The organism is Streptomyces sp. IBSNAI002 (genome assembly GCF_052244475.1).
Classification (GTDB): domain Bacteria; phylum Actinomycetota; class Actinomycetes; order Streptomycetales; family Streptomycetaceae; genus Streptomyces.
On sequence record NZ_JBQPXG010000002.1, the window covers coordinates 1386352 to 1405471 of the forward strand.

Genomic DNA, 19120 nt, shown 5'->3' on the forward strand with positions numbered 1-19120 from the left:
TTACGTTGCGTGGGCGTCACGCACATCGCAAGGGCGGGGAGAGAAAGACATCATGGAGACCACGCAGCAGCCAGGCGAGCCGGGAGCGGGCGAGCGCCGTCGCCGGGAGCTGCTCGAAGCCGCCGACCGGGTGGTGCTCAGGGACGGCCCCAAGGCCTCCATGAACGCCATCGCGGCCGAGGCCGGTATCACCAAGCCGATCCTCTACCGGCACTTCGGCGACAAGGCGGGTCTCTACCAGGCCCTCGCCGTGCGGCACACCGACGCCCTGCTCGACTCGCTGCGGGCCGCGCTCGACGCCCCGGCCGAGCGCCGGCGCCGGGTGGAGTCCACCCTCGACACCTACCTCGCCGCCATCGAGGCCCGTCCGCAGGTGTACCGCTTCCTCATGCACCCGGCGGAGGACTCCCAGAGCACCGAGCGCGGCTTCGACGTGGGCCTGCACTCGGCCCCGCTGCTGCGCCGCCTCGGCGAGGAGCTGGCGCAGGTGATCGGCGAGCGGGTGGACCTCGGCCCGGGCGGCGAACGCCTCGCCCGCGTCTGGGGCCACGGCATCGTCGGCATGATGCACGCGGCGGGCGACTGGTGGCTCGGCGAACGCCCCTGCGACCGCGCGGAGCTGGTCACGGGCCTCACGGACCTCCTCTGGGGCCGCCTGGCCACGGCCGGCAACCGCGCCGACGGCCCGGGCTTCTAGCCCCGCCGGGCAGATCCGGCCGCGCCCCAGGGGGTCTTGCGGATGGCCCGCCGCAGGCGGCGGGCCCGCAGCCCCGTCACGCGGTCCGCGTACACGGTCCCGTCCAGGTGGTCGCACTCGTGCTGGAGGCACCGCGCGAAGAAGCCGGTCCCGGAGATCCGCACGGCCGCGCCGTCCGAGGTGACCCCCTCCACCACGGCGTGGTCGAAGCGGGCCGTCCCCGCCTCCAGCCCCGGCAGCGACAGACAGCCCTCGGGCCCCAGGAACTCGTCCCCGTCGGCCGTGACCAGCCGCGGGTTGACGACGTGGCCGACATGGCGGACGTCCTCGTCGTCGGGGCAGTCGTAGACGAAGACCCGCTGCCCGACCCCGATCTGGTTCGCGGCGAGGCCGACGCCCTGCGCCGCGTACATCGTCGCGAACATGTCCTCGATGAGCCGGTCGAGTTCCGGTCCGAACGCGGTGACCTCCGCGCAAGCGGAATGGAGCACCGGATCGCCCAGCAGGCTCATGGTGCGGACGATGCCGGTGGTACCGGGGATGGGGCGCTGTCGCATGGCCGTAAGCGTACGACGGGCGAATATATGAGGAGATCTGCCGCGGTGTGGGGGCGCCGCGGTCAAGGCCCCGGCCGCTACTGGATAGGCTGGGGCCGACCGACGCAAGGAGGACAAGGGACGATGGCAGGCAACACGGAGCCGCTTTCGCCGCGGGCCAAGCTGGCCGTGACGGCGGGCAAGGCCGCGGCGGCGGTGTCGCGGGCCGCGGGACGCGGAAGCGGATCGGTGATCGGCGGCAAGGTCGCACTCAGGCTCGACCCCGATCTCCTCGGCGCGCTGGCGCAGCATCTCGACGTCGTCCTCGTCTCCGCGACGAACGGCAAGACCACGACGACCCGGCTGATCGCGGAGGCCCTGCGGGCCAGCGGTCCCGTCGTCTCCAACGCCCTCGGCGCGAACATGCCGGCCGGCATCACCTCGGCCCTGGCCGGCGGCTCGGACGCCAAGTACGGCGTCATCGAGGTCGACGAGAAGTACCTGGCCGGTGTGGCCCGGGACGTCACCCCCAAGGTGATCGCCCTGCTGAACCTCTCCCGCGACCAGCTGGACCGCGCCGCCGAGACCCGCATGCTCGCGGAGAAGTGGCGCGAGGGCCTGTCCGGCTCCAAGGCGGTCATCGTCGCGAACTGCGACGACCCGCTGATCGTCTGGTCCGCCTCCTCCTCCCAGAACGTGGTGTGGGTCGCGGCCGGCCAGGAGTGGAAGGACGACGCCTGGTCGTGCCCCTCCTGCGGCGGTGTCATGCAGCGCCCGGGCGACGACTGGTTCTGCGGCGAGTGCGGCTTCCGCCGCCCCACGCCGAGCTGGGTGCTCTCCGGCGACCACGTCCTGGACCCGCACGGCAGCGCCTGGCCGATCCACCTCCAGCTGCCGGGCCGCGCCAACAAGGCCAACGCCGCCACCTCGGCCGCCGTCGCCGCCGTCTTCGGCGTCCCGCCGCAGGTCGCGCTGGAGCGGATGTACCAGGTGCAGGCCGTCGCCGGCCGCTACGACGTGGTGAACTTCCAGGGCCGTGAGCTGCGGCTGCTGCTCGCGAAGAACCCGGCGGGCTGGCTCGAAACGTTTTCGCTGATCGATCCGCCGCCCGCCCCGGTGATCCTCTCGGTGAACGCGCGCGGCGCCGACGGCACCGACACCTCCTGGCTGTGGGACGTGGACTACCCGCGCCTGGCCGGCCACCCGATCTTCGTGATCGGCGACCGCAAGCTGGACCTCGCGGTCCGCCTCGAGGTCGCGGGCCTGGACTTCCGGGTGTGCGAGACGCTCGACGAGGCCGTGCAGCTGGCGCCGCCCGGACAGATCGAGCTGATCGCCAACTACACCGCCTTCCAGGACGTGCGCCGCCGCGTCGGCAACTAGCCCCCTCAGAACCGCAGAGGACAAGAGCATGAGCGACAACAGCCTGCGTCTGGTGTGGGTCTACCCCGACCTGCTCAGCACGTACGGAGACCAGGGCAACGCCCTCGTGGTGGAGCGCCGGGCGCGCCAGCGCGGCCTGGACGTGCAGCGCGTGGACGTGCGCAGCGACCAGCCGATCCCCACCTCGGGCGACATCTACCTGATCGGCGGCGGCGAGGACCGGCCGCAGCGCCTGGCCGCCGAGCGCCTGGTGCGCGACGGCGGTCTGGAGCGGGCCGTCTCGAACGGGGCGATCGTCTTCTCCGTCTGCGCCGGGTACCAGATCCTCGGCAAGGAGTTCGTCAACGACCAGGGCCAGCGCCAGGAGGGCCTCGGCCTGCTGGACGTGGTCACCGTCCGCGGTGAGGGCGAGCGGTGCGTCGGCGACGTCCTCGCCGACATCGACCCGCGCCTCGGCCTGCCGCAGCTGACGGGCTTCGAGAACCACCAGGGCGTCACGCACCTCGGTCCGACGGCCCGGCCGTTCGCCCGCGTGAGCATGGGCCGCGGCAACGGCACCGGAGACGGCACCGAAGGCGCGTACAACGACACGGTGTTCGGCACGTACATGCACGGACCCGTGATGGCCCGCAACCCGCAGATCGCGGACCTGCTGCTGAAGCTGGCCCTCGACGTGAACGCGCTGCCGGCCATAGACGACCGGTGGTACGAGGCGCTGCGCGCGGAGCGCATCGCGGCGGCGACGCAGCCCGCGTAGCGCCCCGCGGGCCGCTCATCGGGGCGGCCCCGCCATCATGTGTTCGGCCCGGTTTTCCCTAGGGGGAACCGGGCCGACGTCGTTTCGTACGACGTGTACGACCAGCATGTGGAGGATGGTTCAGTCCACTGCTCCACCGCTTGTAGGGTGGCCGTAGTTCCAACCGGACGACGTGGTCCGGTCGTCGGCCCACGTTGCAAAGGTCTCTTCCTGCCATGCGCATTGGTGTGCTCACCTCCGGTGGCGACTGCCCCGGCCTGAATGCCGTCATCCGCTCCGTCGTCCACCGCGCGGTCGTCGACCACGGCGACGAGGTGATCGGCTTCCACGACGGCTGGAAGGGCCTGCTGGAGGCGGACTACCGCAAGCTCGACCTCGACGCCGTCGCCGGCATCCTCGCCCGCGGCGGCACCATCCTCGGCTCCTCCCGGGTGCAGCCCGCGCACCTGCGCGACGGCGTGGAGCGCGCCCGCGGCCACGTCGCGGACCTCGGCCTCGACGCGATCATCCCGATCGGCGGCGAGGGCACCCTGAAGGCCGCGAACCTGCTCTCGCAGGCGGGCCTGCCGATCGTCGGCGTTCCCAAGACCATCGACAACGACATCGCCTCCACCGACGTCACCTTCGGCTTCGACACCGCCGTCGGTGTCGCCACCGAGGCGCTGGACCGGCTGAAGACCACCGCCGAGTCCCACCAGCGCGTGATGGTCGTCGAGGTCATGGGCCGGCACACCGGCTGGATCGCCCTGCACTCGGGCATGGCGGCCGGCGCGCACGCGATCGTCGTACCGGAACGCCCCTTCGACATCGACGAGCTGACGGCGATCGTCGGCGAGCGGTTCTCGGCGGGCAAGCGGTTCGCGATCGTCGTGGTCGCCGAGGGCGCCAAGCCGCGGCCCGGCTCGATGGACCTGGAGGAGGGCGGTGTCGACATCTACGGCCACGAGCGGTTCGCCGGCATCGGCAACCGGCTCGCGGTGGAGCTGGAGCACCGCCTGGGCAAGGAGGCGCGGCCGGTGATCCTGGGCCACGTCCAGCGCGGCGGCACGCCCACCGCGTACGACCGGGTGCTGGCGACCCGCTTCGGCTGGCACGCCGTGGAGGCCGCGCACCGCGGCGAGTTCGGCATGCTGACCGCGCTGCGCGGCACGGAGATCGAGATGGTCCCGCTCGCCGAGGCGACGTCGACCCTCAAGACGGTGCCGGCCGAGCGCTACGACGAGGCCCAGACGGTTCTGTAACCGTATGCCCGATACGGCCGCCCCCGCGCGCAGGTGCGTACGGGGGCGGCACTACTGTGGTGGGGCGCCACAGTCAAGGGAGTGAAGAGATGGACCACAGCGGGCACGGCATGGGCATGAACATGGACCTGCCGCCCTTCACTCTCGGACGCGGGCTGGAGTTCTCCTTCGACGCCTTCTTCCTCTTCGGCTCCCTGCTGGGGCTCGCGCTGTACGGCTGGGGCGTGCTGCGGCTGCGCCGGCGCGGGGACTCCTGGCCGCTGGGCCGGACCATCGCCTTCACCCTGGGTGTGCTGACCGTGGTGCTGGTGATGTGCACCAAGCTGAACGACTACGGCATGGTCATGTTCAGCGTGCACATGGTCCAGCACATGGTGATCAGCATGATCACCCCGATCCTGCTGCTGCTGGGCGCTCCGGTGACCCTGATGCTGCGTGCGCTGCCGCCCGCCGCTCGCGGCCGCAAGGGCCCGCGCGAGCTGCTGCTGATGCTGCTGCACAGCCGCTACATGCGGATCATCACCCACCCGGCCTTCACGATCCCCATGTTCATCGCCAGCCTCTACGGCCTCTACTTCACCCCGCTCTTCGATTTCCTGATGGAGTCCAGGACCGGGCACATCGCGATGATGGTGCACTTCCTCGCGGTCGGCCTGGTCTTCTTCTGGCCGATCATGGGCATCGACCCGGGGCCGCACCGCCCCGGCTACGTGATGCGGATGCTGGAGCTCTTCGCCGGCATGCCGTTCCACGCCTTCTTCGGCATCGCCCTGATGATGGCCAGCGAGCCGATGATCAAGACCTACGCGAACCCGCCGGCCTCCCTCGGCATCGATCCGCTGCTCGACCAGCAGTGGGGCGGCGGCATCGCCTGGGCCTTCAGCGAGATCCCCTCGGTCCTGGTGCTGATCGCGCTGGTCTACCAGTGGTACCACTCCGAGCAGCGGGCGGCGAAGCGCTCCGACCGGGCGGCGGACCGCAACGGCGACCAGGAGCTGGAGGCGTACAACGCGTATCTGGCCTCGCTCCAGGCGCGTGGCCAGTAGCGGACTACGGCCTTCGCGGGCCACCATGGAGCATGACCGGATCCGTTAAGGCGATGGCAGTCATGACCTTCGCCGCCCTGGTGGCCGTCGCCACGTACTCCGTGGCTCTCGGCAGCAACGGCTGGCTGTGGTTCGGCTGGGTGGTGCTGGGACTTCTGACCGCGGGAATGGCCGCCTCACGCGGCGCGTGAGCCCCTGCGGCCCCCGCCGCTGAACCGCCGGGCCCGACCGTGCGTGCCAGGTCGTGACGGTGCGTGCGAGCGCACCTTAGACTGGTGCTTTTCGCCATGTCCGGCGCCGGCCGGGCGAAACGGAGCGGCCTGGTGTTCTACCACTTGCTCAAGCACGTACTGCTCGGTCCGCTGCTGCGGCTGCTGTTCAGACCTCGGATCGAGGGCCTCGAGAACATCCCGGCGGAGGGGGCCGCGATCATCGCGGGCAACCACCTGTCGTTCTCCGACCACTTCCTCATGCCTGCGATCCTCAAGCGGCGCATCACCTTCCTCGCCAAGGCCGAGTACTTCACCGGTCCCGGGGTCAAGGGGCGGCTGACGGCCGCCTTCTTCCGCAGCGCCGGGCAGATCCCCGTGGACCGCTCCGGCAAGGACGCCGGCCAGGCGGCGCTGCGCGAGGGGCTGGGCGTGCTGGCCAAGGACGAACTGCTGGGCATCTACCCGGAGGGCACCCGCTCGCACGACGGGCGGCTGTACAAGGGCAAGGTGGGCGTGGCCGCGATGGCCCTGGGCGCCGGGGTGCCCGTCGTGCCGTGCGCGATGGTCGGCACCTTCGAGATCCAGCCGCCCGGGCAGAAGATCCCGAAGATCCGCCGGGTGACGATCCGCTTCGGCGCGCCGATGGACTTCTCCCGGTACGCCGGGCTGGAGGGCGAGCGGGCCGTTCTGCGCGCCGTGACCGACGAGATCATGTACGCCGTCCTCGAACTGTCCGGACAGGAGTACGTCGACCGCTACGCGGCGGAGGTCAAGGCCGAGGAAGAGGAGGAACGGAAGAAGGCCCGGCGCCGATCGCGCTGAGCCTCCTCCCGTCCACGTACGGCCCGGGCCTAGCGGACGGCCGGGAGTTCCTCACGCGCCGGCCAGCCGGCGCCCGCACCGTGGTCGAGCGACAGCGCGGCGACCGGGGCGGGGGCGACCGGAGCGGCGTGCGGTGCGCACTTCACGTCCTTGGCGTCGACCTTGCCGGTCAGCAGGTACGTGTCGACCCGCGTGTTGATGCAGGGGTTCACCAGGCTGGTGACACCGTGCGAGCCGGCGTTCTGCTCGGTGATCAGACGGGAGCCGGCGAGGCGGCGGTGCAGCTCGACCGCTCCCTCGTACGGCGTGGCCGCGTCCCGCTCGGACTGGACGATCAGCACCGGTGCCAGACCGCGCTTGGCACCGACCTCGATCGGGGTGCTCTGCTTGGACTTCCAGGTCGCGCAGGGCAGGTTCATCCACGCGTTCGACCAGGTCAGGAACGGGTACTTGGCGTGCAGCCTGGTGTTGTCCCGGTCCCACTTGGCCCAGCTGGTGGGCCACTTGGCGTCGGCGCACTCGACGGCGGTGTAGACGGCGTTGCCGTTCTCGGACGCCGCGTTGCCCTGGGTGTCCGACATGTCCGGGGCGATGGCGTCGACGAGCGCCTGCTCGTCACCCGCCTCGTACGCGGCCCAGGTCTGGGCGACGGGCACCCAGGAGGAGTCGTAGTACGGGGCGCCCTGGAAGAAGCCGATGAGCTCGGCCGGGCCGACGACCCCGCCCAGCGGGCTGGCCTTGGCCTTGGCGCGCAGCACCTGGTACCTGGCCTCGACCTTGGCGCGGGTGTCGCCGAGGTGGAAGACCGCGTCGTTCTTGGCGACCCAGTCCTGCCAGTCGTTCCAGCGCGTCTGGAAGGCCACGTCCTGGCCGAGGTTGGCCTCGTACCAGATGTTGTCCGTGTCCGGGTTGACCACGCTGTCGACGATCATGCGGCGCACGTGGGTCGGGAAGAGGGTCGCGTAGACCCCGCCGATGTAGGTGCCGTACGAGACGCCGAGGAAGTTCAGCTTCTGCTCGCCGAGGGCGGCGCGGATCACGTCGAGGTCGCGCGCGGTGTTCGGCGTGGTCATGTGCGGCAGCATCTCGCCGCTGCGCTCCTTGCAGCCGTCCGCGTACGCGGCGGCGAGCTTGCGCTGGGCACGCTTGTCGGCCTCGTTGGACGGGACCGGGTCGGCCTTGGGGGCCTTGACGAACTCCTGCGGGTCGATGCAGGAGACCGGCGCGGAGTGGCCGACGCCGCGGGGGTCGAAGCCCACGAAGTCGTACGCCTTGGAGGCGTTGACCCACAGCGGGCTCTTGGTGGTGACCCGGCGCGGGAAGCGCATGCCGGAACCGCCGGGGCCGCCGGGGTTGTAGACGAGGGCGCCCTGGCGCTCCTCCTTGGTGCCCGTGTTGCCGATCCGGTCGACGGCGATGTCGATGGTCTTGCCGAACGGCTTGGTGTAGTCGAGCGGGACCTTCACCCAGCCGCACTGAATGGGCTTCTCGAAGCCCCAGTCGGCCGGACAGTCCTTCCAGTCGATCCCGGTGCGGGCGGCGCGGGCGGCGGCGATCTGGACGCCCACCGCCTCCGCGGCCCCGTTGTCGCGGCCGGCCGAGGCCGCCGTGGCCGACGGGGCGAGCATCAGGCTCGCCGCCAGCGTGCCGGTGATCAGTGTGGCGGCGCTCCCCAGCGCCGCGTTGCGTATCACGTGGTCGTTCCCCCTGCGTCAGTTCGGTCGTCGACGTGCAGGCCGACGTGCAAGGGGATCCTTGCGCCTCACCACGACCCGGCGACAGAGCGCGGCCGAGTTCTTTGCCAACCCGATAACCGGATAAGCGGGTACCGCTGAGCGGTGCCGGGCCGCTCCGAACTACGCCCCGGACGGCGGCCCGTAGGTCCGGGCGGCCTGGTCGAGCAGCTCCCGCAGCCGCAGCGCGTCCGGGGCCAGGGCGGTCACGAGGACGGCCGGACCGGCCAGCGGAGTGACCGCGGCGAACTCGCCGAGCACCCCCGCCGTGGGCGGACTCTGCGCGAAGGCCGGCTCCACGACGAGGAGTTGGCCGAGCGCCCGGTGCCCCGCCAGCCCCGCGGGACCGTCCCAGCCGCCGGGCGCGCCGGGTCCGCAGGTCAACTCCTGGTCCAGCAGCGGCCGGTCCCCGCGGATGGCGGTGAGCCGGCTGCGCAGCAGGCCCGGGACCTCCCCGCAACGGCCCAGCACCTGTTCCTCGCGCAGCAGCAGCCGGGCCGTGGGGGCCAGTCGGACCCGCGTGTGCACCCGCAGGTCGCTGCCCCGCACGGACACCAGCGGCTCGGGCAGCCAGCGCACGGCCGCACCGTCCTCCAGGGTGAGGTGTACGTCGTACCGCGCGGGCTCGCCGCCCCGGCCGGGCAGGGCCAGGGTGGCCGCCGCCGAGGCCAGGGCGAGACGCGCACCGGGTCCGGCGGTCGCCTCGACGGTGAGGTGGTCGCCACCCAGCGGGGCGCTCATGGCGCCCACCAGCATGACCCCGGCCTCGGCCGGGGTCCCCCGGGTGCGGCGCAGCGCGAGCGGCCCTTCCCCGGCCAGCAACGGCAGGGCGGTGCCGCCCCGGCCGTCGGCGACGGCGTGGACGCGGGCGGTGGCGCGCAGGCCCGCGGGGGTGAGGGGGGCCGCCGTGGTCACCGTACGATCCAGGCGGCCATCCGCTCGCGCACCCACGCGGCCACCGGAGCCACGCCTTCCGGGCCGCGCAGCGACTGGAAGGCGACGGGCAGTTCACCGCGCTGCTCGGCGGCGTCGCGGGCCATCCGCCCGAGGTCGGAGCCGACGTACGGGGCGAGGTCGGTCTTGTTGACGACGAGGAGGTCGGCGGTGGTGACGCCGGGGCCGCCCTTGCGCGGGATGTCGTCCCCGCCGGCCACGTCGATGACGAAGATCTGCGCGTCGACGAGCCCGCGGGAGAAGGTGGCGGTGAGGTTGTCCCCGCCGGACTCCACGAGGATCAGGTCGAGCGGGCCGGTCTCCCGGAAGGTCTCCTCGAGTTCCTCGACGGCCTCCAGGTTGGCGGAGATGTCGTCGCGGATGGCGGTGTGCGGGCAGGCACCGGTCTCCACCGCGGCGATCCGCTCGGGCGGCAGGACGGCTTCGCGGAGCAGGAACTCGGCGTCCTCGCGCGTGTAGATGTCGTTGGTGACGACGGCCATGGACAGTTCGGCGCGCAGGGCGCGGCACAGGGCGGCGACGGTGGCGGTCTTCCCGGAGCCGACGGGTCCGCCCAGCCCGATGCGCAGGGCGCGACGGGAGCCGTCGGCGCGCAGCGGCGCGGCGCTGTGCGTATGGCGAGGGGGATAGGTCACCGCGTGGTCGAGGTGCATGGGGGGGAGTCTCCTTGAAGGGGTGGTCAGGAAGCGAAGAGTCGGACCGGCCAGTCGGCATGGACCTCCGCCGCGATCTCCAGCAGGGGCGAGGAGGCCGCGGGAAGGGCGCCCGCGCCCTCCGTGCGGGCCCGGTGCGCGGCCTCGGCCGCCCGGGCCGCGACGGCGTCGAGCTCGGGGGCCAGCCGGGCCAGCACCGCGCTCGCCTCGAAGGGGTCCAGGCCCAGCAGCCGCACGGTCGCGGTCGCGGGTCCGCCGATGCTCTCGTACGCCGCCACGTGCGCCGCGTCGAGCGGCCCGAGGCCCGCCGCCCGGGCGGTGAGGCCGAGCACGACGGGCTGGTGGGCCCCGCGCGGGAACGCGGCGGCCAGTGCGTCCAGTTCGGCGGCGGGCCAGGTGGCCCGGGCGGCCCGCAGCAGCTGGCGGCCGAGGCGCCGCGCGGCGGTGCGCAGGGCGGGCGAGGGGGTACGGGCGTCGGCGGCTGCGTCGAGCTCCGCCGGGTCGAGGCCGAGCGCGGCCGCCGCCGCGAGGGCGGCGGCGGTGAGTCCGGCGGTGTGCAGCCGGCCCCGGCAGAAGTCCTCCAGGGTGGCGGCGTCGTGGATCCGGCCGGCCTTGCAGGCGGCCTCGGCCCCGCCGGAGTGCGCGTGGCCTCCGGCGGGGAAGCGGCCGTCGGCGAGGACGAGCAGGGCGGCGAGGCTCATCTGGCCGTGCCCATCAGAAGAGGAAGTATCTCTGCGCCATGGGCAGCTCCGCGGCGGGCGCCGGTTCCACGGCCTCGCCGTCGATGGTGACGGTGAAGGTGTCGGCGTCGACCTCTACCCTGGGCAGGGCGTCGTTGTTGTGCATGTCCGCCTTGCCGATCTTGCGGGTACTCTCGATGGCCACGAACGGCTTGCCGAGGCCGAGCCGGTCGGGCAGTCCGTCGTCGAGGGCGGCCTGTGCGGTGAAGTTGACGGAGTTCAGGCCGGGGGCCCGCCCCCGGCCGGCGAACATCGGCCGGGGCAGCACGGGCTGCGGGGTGGGGATGGAGGCGTTGGCGTCGCCCATCTGCGCGTAGGCGATCTGGCCGCCCTTGATGACCAGTTCGGGCTTGACCCCGAAGAAGGCGGGGTTCCACAGGACGAGGTCGGCGAGTTTGCCGGTCTCGACCGAGCCGATCTCGCGCGCCAGTCCCTGGGCGACGGCGGGGTTGATCGTGTACTTGGCGACGTAGCGGCGGGCGCGGTGGTTGTCGGCGGGTCCGTCGCCGGGGAGGAAGCCGCGGCGCTTCTTCATCACGTGGGCGGTCTGCCAGGTGCGCAGGACGACCTCGCCGACGCGGCCCATGGCCTGGGAGTCGGAGGAGATGATGGAGATGGCCCCGAGGTCGTGCAGGACGTCCTCGGCGGCGATGGTCGAGGGCCGGATCCGGGATTCGGCGAAGGCGAGGTCCTCGGGGACGGCCGGGTTGAGGTGGTGGCAGACCATCAGCATGTCGAGGTGCTCCTCGACGGTGTTGACGGTGTGCGGCCGGGTCGGATTGGTGGAGCTGGGCAGGATGTTGGGCTCGGAGACCACGGTGATGATGTCGGGGGCGTGCCCGCCGCCCGCGCCTTCGGTGTGGTACGAGTGGATGGTCCGCCCGCCGATGGCCGCGAGGGTGTCGGCGACGAACCCGGCCTCGTTGAGGGTGTCCGTGTGGATGGCGACCTGGGCCCCGGTCTCGTCGCAGACGCTCAGGCAGGCGTCGATCACGGCGGGGGTGGCCCCCCAGTCCTCGTGGATCTTGAAGCCGAGCGCACCGCCGCGCAGCTGGGAGTGCATGGCCTCGGTGGACATGGTGTTGCCCTTGCCCAGCAGGCCGATGTTGACGGGGTAGGCCTCCAGGGCCGCGAACATCCGGGCCAGGTGCCAGGGCCCGGGGGTGACGGTGGTGGCCTTGGTGCCCTCGGCCGGGCCGGTGCCGCCGCCGACGAGGGTGGTGATGCCGGAGGCGAGGGCCGTCTCGATCACGGTCGGGGAGATGAAGTGCACGTGGGCGTCGATGGCACCGGCGGTGACGATCCTGCCGTTGCCGGAGACGATCTCGGTCTCGGGCCCGATGACGAGCGCGGGGTCGACCCCGTCCATGGTGTCGGGGTTGCCGGCCTTGCCGATGCCGCAGATGCGGCCGTCGCGGATGCCGAGGTCGGCCTTGACGATGCCCCAGTGGTCGAGGATCACGACTCCGGTGATCACGGTGTCGGGAGCGCCCTCGGCCCGGGTGGTGCGGGCCTGTCCCATGGACTCGCGGATCACCTTGCCGCCGCCGAAGACGGCCTCGTCGCCGGCCCGGCCGGGGCCGCCGCTGCGGTCTTCCTCGATCTCGACGAAGAGGTCGGTGTCGGCCAGCCGGATCCGGTCACCGGCCGTTGGCCCGAAAAGGTCGGCGTACCGCTCGCGGGAGATCTCAGCCATCGAGCGGCCCTCCGGTCTCCCCGCGCAGTCCCGGTACGGTGCGCAGTCCGCCCAGCGGTACGAGTTCCACCGCGACCGGGATGCCCGGTTCGAAGCGCACGGCGGTGCCGGCGGCGACGTTGAGCCGGAGCCCGCGGGCGGCGGAGCGGTCGAAGTCGAGGCCCGGGTTGGCCTCGGCGAAGTGGTAGTGGGAGCCGACCTGGACGGGCCGGTCGGCGGCGTTGAGCACGGTGAGGCGGGTGACGGGACGGCCCTCGTTGAGGCGCACCGGACCGTCCCCGTAGGCGATTTCGCCGGGGATCATGACGGGTTCTCCCTCAGACGATCGGGGCGTGGACGGTGACGAGCTTGGTTCCGTCCGGGAAGGTGGCCTCGACCTGAACGTCGTGGATCATCTCGGGGATCCCCTCCATGACCTCCGCGCGGCCGAGCACGGTACGGCCGGAGGCCATCAGCTCGGCCACCGTCCGCCCGTCGCGGGCCCCTTCGAGGAGGTGGGAAGTGATCAGCGCGATCGCCTCGGGATGGTTGAGGAGCACCCCGCGGGCCCGGCGCCTCGCGGCCACATCGGCGGCCACGTGGATGAGCAGTCGCTCCTGCTCGTGCGGAGTCAGTTGCACTGGTTATCACCAAGTTTCCGGGACAGGGTCAACGTCGCGCCGCGGCGACCCTACCGGCCGTCAACGCGCCGTTGACCTGGAGATATCCGAGCCAAGCAAGTCTTGCCCAACGCAGAGAAGGACATTCCGTCCCGACCACCGCCGCTTTACCGGATCATGGGTGATCTTTGGCGGAGGAACGTGGAGCCACGCTAGGCTCCGCGCTTTTCCACCGCGTTAACCCACGTTTCGGGAAGGCACCCGGTTCACCTCACGGGCCCCCGAACCCCGGTTCCGTATACGGCCGGTGGCATGCTCCGAACCGGCCCGGCGACGGCCGCCGGAGCATGCCCGGAGCCAGCCGTTCTCGTCAGCAGCCGGTGGCGGTGGCGGTCCGCGCCGGCGCGCCGACGGTCCACGGCAGCGCGATCCAGACCGTCTTGCCGCCGTCTTCGGTGGGGCTGACCGACAGGCGGCCGCCCGCTTCCGCGGTGAGCCAGCGGATGATGACCATGCCCCGGCCGTTGTCCTGCTGCACGGCGGCCGGAAGCCGCTTGGGCCAGCGCGGGTGGCTGTCGGTCACCCCGATGCGCAGCCACTCCTCGCGCTCCAGCCGGATGTCGACGGTGAAGGTGGGCGACTGGCCGAAGGTGTGCTGCACGGCGTTGGTGGCGAGCTCCGAGACGATCAGCCGGACGCTGTCGGCCGTGGTGGCGTCGTCGGGCAGACCCCATTCGCCCAGCACCTCCCCGACGTAGCGGCGGGCGGTGGCGACCGAAGCGGGATCGCTCGGCAGAGTGACGGATGCTTCCTGGTGATCTGCCATGGCGACGGTCCCTTTCCCACCGGGGCCGAGCCGCCCCGGATCTGTGCTAAACGCCAGAGTGCCACCCATCGTCCCGTCGTTTCTCCCGTTCCCCCAAGATATGCATATATCTGTCGCTCAATGCGGTGAACTCTGCTACGGAAGAGCGTATTTGGACGGCAGACTGGTGCGAGCTGTGCCGGTGGAAGGAGGCGGGTATGCAGCACGGTCCCGCGGTGCGTCGGCGCAAGCTCGGCGAGGAACTGCGTGCCCTGCGCGACCGGTCCGGTCTCACGAGTGGTGAGGCGGCCCGGATCGCAGGATGGCACCAGTCGAAGATCAGCCGCATCGAGACGGGGCGCAGCGGGGTCAAACCGGAGGACATCCGGCTGCTCCTCGACGTCTACGGGGAGATCGTGAGCCCCGAACAGCGGGCCCTGCTGGAAGCCCTGTCGGCCTCCGCGGCCGGCCCGGGGCCGGGGGGCGACACCGGGCGGGGCCGCCAGTGGTGGCACGACTACCGGGGTCTGCTGCCCCAGGAGTACCGGGACTTCATCAGCCTGGAGGCGGGCGCCCGGTCGGCGCGCACGGTGGAGCTGTCCGTGGTGCCCGGGCTGCTCCAGACCGCCGGGTACGCGCGTGCGGTGACCCGGGCCGCGCTGGGCGGACTGCCGGAGCCGAAGGTGGACGCGCTGGTCGAGGTCCGGCTGGCGCGCCAGAAGGTGCTGCGGGCCGATCCGCCGCTGGAGCTGAGCGCCGTACTGGACGAGGCGGTGCTGCGCCGGCAGATCGGGGGGCCGGGGGTGATGGCGGGGCAGTTGAGGCACCTGGTGGAGGTGGGACGGCTGCCCCAGGTTCGACTTCAGGTATTGCCGTTCAGTGTGGGAGGCCATCTCGGCCTCACCGGTCCGTTCGTGATTTTCTCATTTCCGAACATCGCCGATCTGGACGTGGTGGTACTCGACCATTTGACGAGTAGCCTCTATCTGGAGCGGAAGGAAGACCTTGAGGCGTACAGCGCCGCGTTCCGCACCATTCAGGAGCACGCCCTCCCGCCCCAGGACTCGTCGGATCTCATCAGCTCACTCGCTGACGACGCGTAAGGAGGCACCCCCGTGTCCGCAACCCCCTTATCCACCAGCGGACTTCTGATCACCGCGCGGTGGCGGCGGAGCAGCCGCAGCACCGGAATGAACAACTGCGTGGAAGCGGCCGCCCTCGGCGGCGGCCTGCTGGCCGTCCGCGACTCCAAGCGGACGGACGGCCCGGCCGTGCTCTTCACCGGGCAGGCCTGGACCGGCTTCCTCGCGAGCGTACGAACGGACGTGCCCGTCTGACGTCCTAGCGGTCCGTGGCTCCGGCCGGCGCGGTCAGCAGAATCGTTCCGACGGCCTGATCGATCTCCTCCCCCGTGAGATCGGCCCTGGCGGTCAGCCGCAGCCGGGAGATACCGTCCGGCACCGACGGCGGCCGGAAGCACCCCACGGACAGTCCTGCCTCCCGGCAGTCGGCGGCCCAGCGCAACGCCGCCGAAGCCGACGGGGCCCGTACCGACACCACGGCCGCGTCCGGCCGGGCCGCGGTCAGGCCGGACGCGGTGAGCCGCCCGTACAGCCGGTCGGCCACCTCGCGGGCGCGGGCGGCGCGCTCCGGTTCCCGCCGGAGCAGGCGCAGGCTCGCCAGCGCCGCGCCCGCGGCGGCGGGGGCCAGCCCGGTGTCGAAGATGAAGGTGCGCGCGGTGTTGACCAGGTGCCGGATGACCTTGGCCGGACCCAGCACGGCGCCGCCCTGGCTGCCCAGCGACTTCGACAGGGTGAGCGTGGCCACCACCCCCGGCGCGCCCGCGAGTCCGGCGGCGTGCAGTGCGCCGCGGCCGCCCTCCCCCAGCACGCCCAGTCCGTGCGCGTCGTCCACCAGCAGGGCCGCACCCCCGTCACGGCAGGCCGCCGCGTAGCCGGCGAGCGGGGCGGCGTCCCCGTCCACGGAGAACACCGAGTCGGTGACCAGCAGCGCCCGGCCCCCGTGCGCGGCGAGCGTCTTGCGCGCGGTGTCCGGGTCGGCGTGCGGGATCACGGCGGTCTCGGCGCGCGAGAGGCGGCAGCCGTCGACGATCGAGGCGTGGTTGCCCGCGTCGGAGACGACCAGCGTGCCCCGGTCGGTGAGCGCGGTGACGGCGGCGAGGTTGGCCGCGTACCCGGAGGAGAGGACCAGCGCGGCCTCGAACCCGCAGAAGGCCGCGAGCTCCCGCTCGAGTTCCGCGTGAAGCTCGGTCGTGCCCGTCACGAGACGCGAACCGGTGGCTCCGCCGCCCCACAGCTCGGCGGCCTCGCGTGCGCCGCGGACCGTCTCCGGATGCCGGGACAGCCCGAGGTAGTCGTTGCTCGCGAGGTCCAGCAGGGGGGAGGCCGCAGGCCGCGGCCGCAGTGTCCGCACGAGCCCCGCCGCTTCCCGGGCGCGTTCGGCGGCGTCGATCCAGGCGAAGACGTCCACCGGACCGGGGGTGTGCTGGGGCATCGGCAGATCCTCGTGTTTTGTCGGCAGTCCACAGACCTGCCCGACCCTAGCCGCCGTGACCTGAGTGTCAGGTGTGGTGATACACACACTCCCATCCGGCCATGTTGTGCGATCTCTCCTTGGCCGGGAGCGGTGGTGTGGTCCAGGATCGGCCTCATGGACCTGCTGAACACCCTGGTGGACAAGGGGCTGCGGCGCGAGCTGCCGACCCGCGAAGAGGCGCTCGCCGTACTGGCGACTTCCGACGACGAACTGCTCGACGTGGTGGCCGCGGCCGGCAAGGTGCGCCGCCAGTGGTTCGGCCGCCGGGTCAAGCTCAACTACCTGGTCAACCTGAAGTCGGGCCTGTGCCCGGAGGACTGCTCCTACTGCTCGCAGCGCCTCGGCTCGAAGGCCGAGATCCTCAAGTACACCTGGCTGAAGCCGGAGGAGGCCTCGCAGGCCGCGGCGGCCGGTGTCGCGGGCGGCGCCAAGCGCGTCTGCCTGGTCGCGAGCGGACGCGGCCCGACGGACCGGGACGTGGAGCGCGTCGGCAAGACGATCGCCGCGATCAAGGAGCAGAACGAGGGCGTCGAGGTCTGCGCCTGCCTGGGCCTGCTCTCCGACGGCCAGGCGGAGCGGCTGCGCGACGCGGGCGCCGACGCGTACAACCACAACCTCAACACCTCCGAGGCGACATACGGTCAGATCACCAAGACCCACACCTACGCGGACCGGGTCGACACGGTGCAGAAGGCGCACGCCGCCGGCCTGTCCGCCTGCTCCGGTCTGATCGCGGGCATGGGCGAGAGCGACGAGGACCTCGTCGACGTCGTCTACTCGCTGCGCGAACTGGACCCGGACTCGGTCCCGGTCAACTTCCTGATCCCCTTCGAGGGCACCCCGCTCGCCAAGGAGTGGAACCTCACCCCGCAGCGCGCCCTGCGGATCCTCGCGATGGTCCGCTTCGTCTGCCCCGACGTCGAGGTCCGGCTCGCGGGCGGCCGCGAGGTGCACCTGCGGTCCATGCAGCCGCTGGCCCTGCACCTGGTCAACTCGATCTTCCTGGGCGACTACCTGACCAGCGAGGGCCAGGCCGGCCAGGCGGACCTCGACATGATCGCGGACGCGGGATTCGAGGTGGAGGGCGCCGGTACGAGCACCCTCCCGGCCCACCGCGCCGACGTGGCGGAAGCGGCCGTCGGCGGCGGCTGCGGCTCGCACGGCGGCGGCGCCTCCCTCTGCGGTCCGGCGGGCGCCGGCGACACCGCCGGGGACCCGCAGGCCCCGGGCGGCTGCGGTTCCGCCTGCGGCGGCTGCTCCGGGCACGCGGAAGCGGCTCCCGTACCGGCTCAGGCGGAAGCGGGCGGGGTCCGCCCGGACCTCGTGGCGGTCCGCCGCCGCGGCGCGGGAACGGACCTCGCACCCAATGCCTGACCAGGTCGATCCGCCGTCGTCCGGTGCGGAACTGCTCGCCCTGGACCGGCAGCACGTCTGGCACCCGTACGGTCCGATGCCCGGGCGGCAGGAGCCGCTGGTCATCGCCTCCGCCTCGGGGGTGCGGCTGCGGCTCGCCGATCCGTCCCAGGGCCAGGGCCACGAGGAGCTGGTCGACGGCATGTCCTCCTGGTGGTCGGCGATCCACGGCTACAACCACCCGGTGCTGAACGAGGCCGCGACCGACCAGCTGGGCCGTATGTCGCACGTGATGTTCGGCGGGCTCACCCATGAGCCCGCCGTCCGGCTCGCCGCGAAGCTCGTCGAGATCACCCCGCCGGGACTGGAGCACGTCTTCCTCTCCGACTCCGGCTCGGTGTCGGTCGAGGTCGCGGTCAAGATGTGCCTGCAGTACTGGCGTTCGCTGGGCCGGACGGGCAAGACCCGGCTGCTGACCTGGCGCGGCGGCTACCACGGGGACACCTGGCAGCCGATGGCCGTCTGCGACCCCGACGGCGGCATGCACGAGCTGTGGCAGGGCCACCTGCCGCGGCAGGTGTTCGCGGACGCACCGCGCGGCGGCTTCGACACCCCGCCGGACCCCGCGTACACGGACCACCTGCGCTCCCTGGTCGCCGCCCACGCGGACGAGCTGGCCGCGGTGATCGTGGAACCGGTGGTGCAGGGCGCGGGCGGCATGCGCTTCCACCACCCCGACCACCTGCGGGTGCTGCGCGAGTTGTGCGACGAGTACGGCGTGCTGCTCATCCTGGACGAGATCGCGACGGGCTTCGGCCGCACCGGTGCGCTGTTCGCCGCGGACCACGCGGGGATCACCCCGGACGTGATGTGCCTGGGCAAATCGCTGACGGGCGGTTACCTCACGCTGGCGGCGACCCTGTGCACGGAACGGGTGGCCGACGGGATCTCCCGGGGCGAGGTCCCGGTGCTCGCGCACGGGCCGACCTTCATGGGCAACCCCCTCGCCACGGCCGTGGCGCTCGCCTCGATCGAGCTGCTGCTCGGCCAGGACTGGGCGACCGAGGTCAAGCGGATCGAGGCCGGGCTGCGCGAGGGCCTGGCGGCCGCGGCCGGGCTGCCGGGCGTACGCGACGTACGGGTCCTCGGCGCGATCGGCGTGGTCCAGCTCGACCACGAGGTCGACATGGCGGCCGCCACCGCGGCGGCGGTCCGGGAAGGCGTCTGGCTGCGCCCGTTCCGGGACCTGATCTACACCATGCCGCCGTTCGTCACGGGCGACACCGATGTCGCCCGGATCTGCCGAGCGGTGTGCGCGGCGGCACGGGAAGGCTGAG

At 72.2% G+C, this 19120-nt stretch carries 21 protein-coding genes; 11 read left to right on the forward strand and 10 right to left on the reverse strand.

Annotation, left to right across the window (positions count from 1 at the left end):
- Positions 1-52: 52 nt before the first annotated feature.
- Positions 53-697, forward strand: coding sequence for a TetR family transcriptional regulator (locus ACTVZO_RS06705; RefSeq protein ID WP_443297499.1), 645 nt, complete (start codon positions 53-55; stop codon positions 695-697).
- Here ACTVZO_RS06705 and def read toward each other — a convergent pair.
- On the reverse strand, positions 694-1254 hold the full coding sequence (gene def, locus ACTVZO_RS06710) for a peptide deformylase (protein ID WP_443297500.1): 561 nt from the start codon (positions 1252-1254) through the stop codon (positions 694-696). The genes ACTVZO_RS06705 and def overlap by 4 nt on opposite strands.
- Positions 1255-1377: 123 nt before the next feature.
- Here def and ACTVZO_RS06715 point away from each other — a divergent pair, with 123 nt between their 5' ends.
- The 6 genes from ACTVZO_RS06715 (at position 1378) to ACTVZO_RS06740 (ending at position 6694) form a co-directional block, all read left to right on the forward strand.
- Positions 1378-2616: a MurT ligase domain-containing protein gene (locus ACTVZO_RS06715; RefSeq protein ID WP_443297501.1), complete on the forward strand. Its 1239-nt coding sequence runs from the start codon at positions 1378-1380 to the stop codon at positions 2614-2616.
- A gap of 28 nt (positions 2617-2644) precedes the next feature.
- Positions 2645-3373 (forward strand): type 1 glutamine amidotransferase, encoded by a 729-nt coding sequence (locus ACTVZO_RS06720; protein WP_385060048.1) that lies wholly within the window; start codon positions 2645-2647, stop codon positions 3371-3373.
- Positions 3374-3588: 215 nt separating this feature from the next.
- Positions 3589-4614, forward strand: a complete 1026-nt coding sequence (locus ACTVZO_RS06725; RefSeq protein WP_443297502.1) for a 6-phosphofructokinase — start codon at positions 3589-3591, stop codon at positions 4612-4614.
- A gap of 89 nt (positions 4615-4703) precedes the next feature.
- The gene (locus ACTVZO_RS06730) at positions 4704-5660 is read left to right on the forward strand and encodes a cytochrome c oxidase assembly protein (protein WP_443297503.1); all 957 of its coding nucleotides are present in this window, start codon (positions 4704-4706) and stop codon (positions 5658-5660) included.
- A 32-nt stretch (positions 5661-5692) separates the two neighbouring features.
- A complete protein-coding gene (locus ACTVZO_RS06735) occupies positions 5693-5851 on the forward strand; it encodes a hypothetical protein (RefSeq protein ID WP_361765462.1) in 159 nt (52 codons plus the stop codon).
- Positions 5852-5983: 132 nt separating this feature from the next.
- Entirely contained in the window at positions 5984-6694 is a 711-nt protein-coding gene (locus tag ACTVZO_RS06740) for a lysophospholipid acyltransferase family protein (protein WP_443303060.1), read from the forward strand.
- 29 nt (positions 6695-6723) lie between these two features.
- Here the strand turns inward: ACTVZO_RS06740 and ACTVZO_RS06745 are convergent, their stop codons facing one another.
- The 8 genes from ACTVZO_RS06745 to ACTVZO_RS06780 all read right to left on the reverse strand — a co-directional run bounded on the left by ACTVZO_RS06745 (position 6724) and on the right by ACTVZO_RS06780 (position 13895).
- Positions 6724-8322, reverse strand: a complete 1599-nt coding sequence (locus ACTVZO_RS06745; RefSeq protein ID WP_443303062.1) for an alpha/beta hydrolase — start codon at positions 8320-8322, stop codon at positions 6724-6726.
- Positions 8323-8550: 228 nt separating this feature from the next.
- Positions 8551-9342, reverse strand: coding sequence for an urease accessory protein UreD (locus ACTVZO_RS06750; RefSeq protein WP_443297504.1), 792 nt, complete (start codon positions 9340-9342; stop codon positions 8551-8553).
- Positions 9339-10034, reverse strand: coding sequence for an urease accessory protein UreG (ureG, locus tag ACTVZO_RS06755; RefSeq protein WP_443297505.1), 696 nt, complete (start codon positions 10032-10034; stop codon positions 9339-9341). Before ureG ends, ACTVZO_RS06750 begins: the two co-directional genes overlap by 4 nt.
- 26 nt (positions 10035-10060) lie before the next feature.
- A complete protein-coding gene (locus ACTVZO_RS06760) occupies positions 10061-10735 on the reverse strand; it encodes an urease accessory protein UreF (RefSeq protein ID WP_443297506.1) in 675 nt (224 codons plus the stop codon).
- Positions 10736-10748: 13 nt separating this feature from the next.
- Positions 10749-12470 (reverse strand): urease subunit alpha, encoded by a 1722-nt coding sequence (locus ACTVZO_RS06765; protein WP_443297507.1) that lies wholly within the window; start codon positions 12468-12470, stop codon positions 10749-10751.
- Entirely contained in the window at positions 12463-12774 is a 312-nt protein-coding gene (locus ACTVZO_RS06770) for an urease subunit beta (RefSeq protein ID WP_384231357.1), read from the reverse strand. The genes ACTVZO_RS06765 and ACTVZO_RS06770 overlap by 8 nt, the downstream gene beginning before the upstream one ends.
- Positions 12775-12787: 13 nt before the next feature.
- Positions 12788-13090, reverse strand: coding sequence for an urease subunit gamma (locus ACTVZO_RS06775; protein WP_443297508.1), 303 nt, complete (start codon positions 13088-13090; stop codon positions 12788-12790).
- Between the two features lie 349 nt (positions 13091-13439).
- Positions 13440-13895, reverse strand: a complete 456-nt coding sequence (locus tag ACTVZO_RS06780; protein WP_443297509.1) for an ATP-binding protein — start codon at positions 13893-13895, stop codon at positions 13440-13442.
- Positions 13896-14092: 197 nt separating this feature from the next.
- Here ACTVZO_RS06780 and ACTVZO_RS06785 point away from each other — a divergent pair, with 197 nt between their 5' ends.
- Both ACTVZO_RS06785 and ACTVZO_RS06790 read left to right on the forward strand, forming a co-directional pair.
- The gene (locus tag ACTVZO_RS06785; RefSeq protein WP_384231364.1) at positions 14093-14977 is read left to right on the forward strand and encodes a helix-turn-helix domain-containing protein; all 885 of its coding nucleotides are present in this window, start codon (positions 14093-14095) and stop codon (positions 14975-14977) included.
- A 12-nt stretch (positions 14978-14989) separates the two neighbouring features.
- Positions 14990-15211, forward strand: a complete 222-nt coding sequence (locus tag ACTVZO_RS06790) for a DUF397 domain-containing protein (RefSeq protein WP_443297510.1) — start codon at positions 14990-14992, stop codon at positions 15209-15211.
- 4 nt (positions 15212-15215) lie between these two features.
- On the opposite strand, the gene ACTVZO_RS06795 is transcribed toward ACTVZO_RS06790, so the two are convergent.
- A complete protein-coding gene (locus tag ACTVZO_RS06795) occupies positions 15216-16388 on the reverse strand; it encodes an 8-amino-7-oxononanoate synthase (RefSeq protein ID WP_443297511.1) in 1173 nt (390 codons plus the stop codon).
- 156 nt (positions 16389-16544) lie between these two features.
- On the opposite strand from ACTVZO_RS06795, the gene bioB reads away from it, so the two are divergent.
- Both bioB and ACTVZO_RS06805 read left to right on the forward strand, forming a co-directional pair.
- A complete protein-coding gene (gene bioB / locus ACTVZO_RS06800; protein WP_443297512.1) occupies positions 16545-17804 on the forward strand; it encodes a biotin synthase BioB in 1260 nt (419 codons plus the stop codon).
- Positions 17797-19119 (forward strand): adenosylmethionine--8-amino-7-oxononanoate transaminase, encoded by a 1323-nt coding sequence (locus ACTVZO_RS06805; protein WP_443297513.1) that lies wholly within the window; start codon positions 17797-17799, stop codon positions 19117-19119. Before bioB ends, ACTVZO_RS06805 begins: the two co-directional genes overlap by 8 nt.
- The last annotated feature ends 1 nt before the right edge of the window (position 19120 follow it).

What these genes read in the sequence shown, in the direction of transcription:
- ACTVZO_RS06705 (WP_443297499.1), top strand. Translation starts at nt 53, where the DNA reads ATGGAGACCACGCAGCAGCCAGGCGAGCCGGGAGCGGGCGAGCGCCGT.
- def (WP_443297500.1), bottom strand. Translation starts at nt 1,254, where the DNA reads ATGCGACAGCGCCCCATCCCCGGTACCACCGGCATCGTCCGCACCATG.
- ACTVZO_RS06715 (WP_443297501.1), top strand. Translation starts at nt 1,378, where the DNA reads ATGGCAGGCAACACGGAGCCGCTTTCGCCGCGGGCCAAGCTGGCCGTG.
- ACTVZO_RS06720 (WP_385060048.1), top strand. Translation starts at nt 2,645, where the DNA reads ATGAGCGACAACAGCCTGCGTCTGGTGTGGGTCTACCCCGACCTGCTC.
- ACTVZO_RS06725 (WP_443297502.1), top strand. Translation starts at nt 3,589, where the DNA reads ATGCGCATTGGTGTGCTCACCTCCGGTGGCGACTGCCCCGGCCTGAAT.
- ACTVZO_RS06730 (WP_443297503.1), top strand. Translation starts at nt 4,704, where the DNA reads ATGGACCACAGCGGGCACGGCATGGGCATGAACATGGACCTGCCGCCC.
- ACTVZO_RS06735 (WP_361765462.1), top strand. Translation starts at nt 5,693, where the DNA reads ATGACCGGATCCGTTAAGGCGATGGCAGTCATGACCTTCGCCGCCCTG.
- ACTVZO_RS06745 (WP_443303062.1), bottom strand. Translation starts at nt 8,322, where the DNA reads ATGCTCGCCCCGTCGGCCACGGCGGCCTCGGCCGGCCGCGACAACGGG.
- ureG (WP_443297505.1), bottom strand. Translation starts at nt 10,034, where the DNA reads ATGCACCTCGACCACGCGGTGACCTATCCCCCTCGCCATACGCACAGC.
- ACTVZO_RS06760 (WP_443297506.1), bottom strand. Translation starts at nt 10,735, where the DNA reads ATGAGCCTCGCCGCCCTGCTCGTCCTCGCCGACGGCCGCTTCCCCGCC.
- ACTVZO_RS06765 (WP_443297507.1), bottom strand. Translation starts at nt 12,470, where the DNA reads ATGGCTGAGATCTCCCGCGAGCGGTACGCCGACCTTTTCGGGCCAACG.
- ACTVZO_RS06770 (WP_384231357.1), bottom strand. Translation starts at nt 12,774, where the DNA reads ATGATCCCCGGCGAAATCGCCTACGGGGACGGTCCGGTGCGCCTCAAC.
- ACTVZO_RS06780 (WP_443297509.1), bottom strand. Translation starts at nt 13,895, where the DNA reads ATGGCAGATCACCAGGAAGCATCCGTCACTCTGCCGAGCGATCCCGCT.
- ACTVZO_RS06785 (WP_384231364.1), top strand. Translation starts at nt 14,093, where the DNA reads ATGCAGCACGGTCCCGCGGTGCGTCGGCGCAAGCTCGGCGAGGAACTG.
- ACTVZO_RS06795 (WP_443297511.1), bottom strand. Translation starts at nt 16,388, where the DNA reads ATGCCCCAGCACACCCCCGGTCCGGTGGACGTCTTCGCCTGGATCGAC.
- bioB (WP_443297512.1), top strand. Translation starts at nt 16,545, where the DNA reads ATGGACCTGCTGAACACCCTGGTGGACAAGGGGCTGCGGCGCGAGCTG.
- ACTVZO_RS06805 (WP_443297513.1), top strand. Translation starts at nt 17,797, where the DNA reads ATGCCTGACCAGGTCGATCCGCCGTCGTCCGGTGCGGAACTGCTCGCC.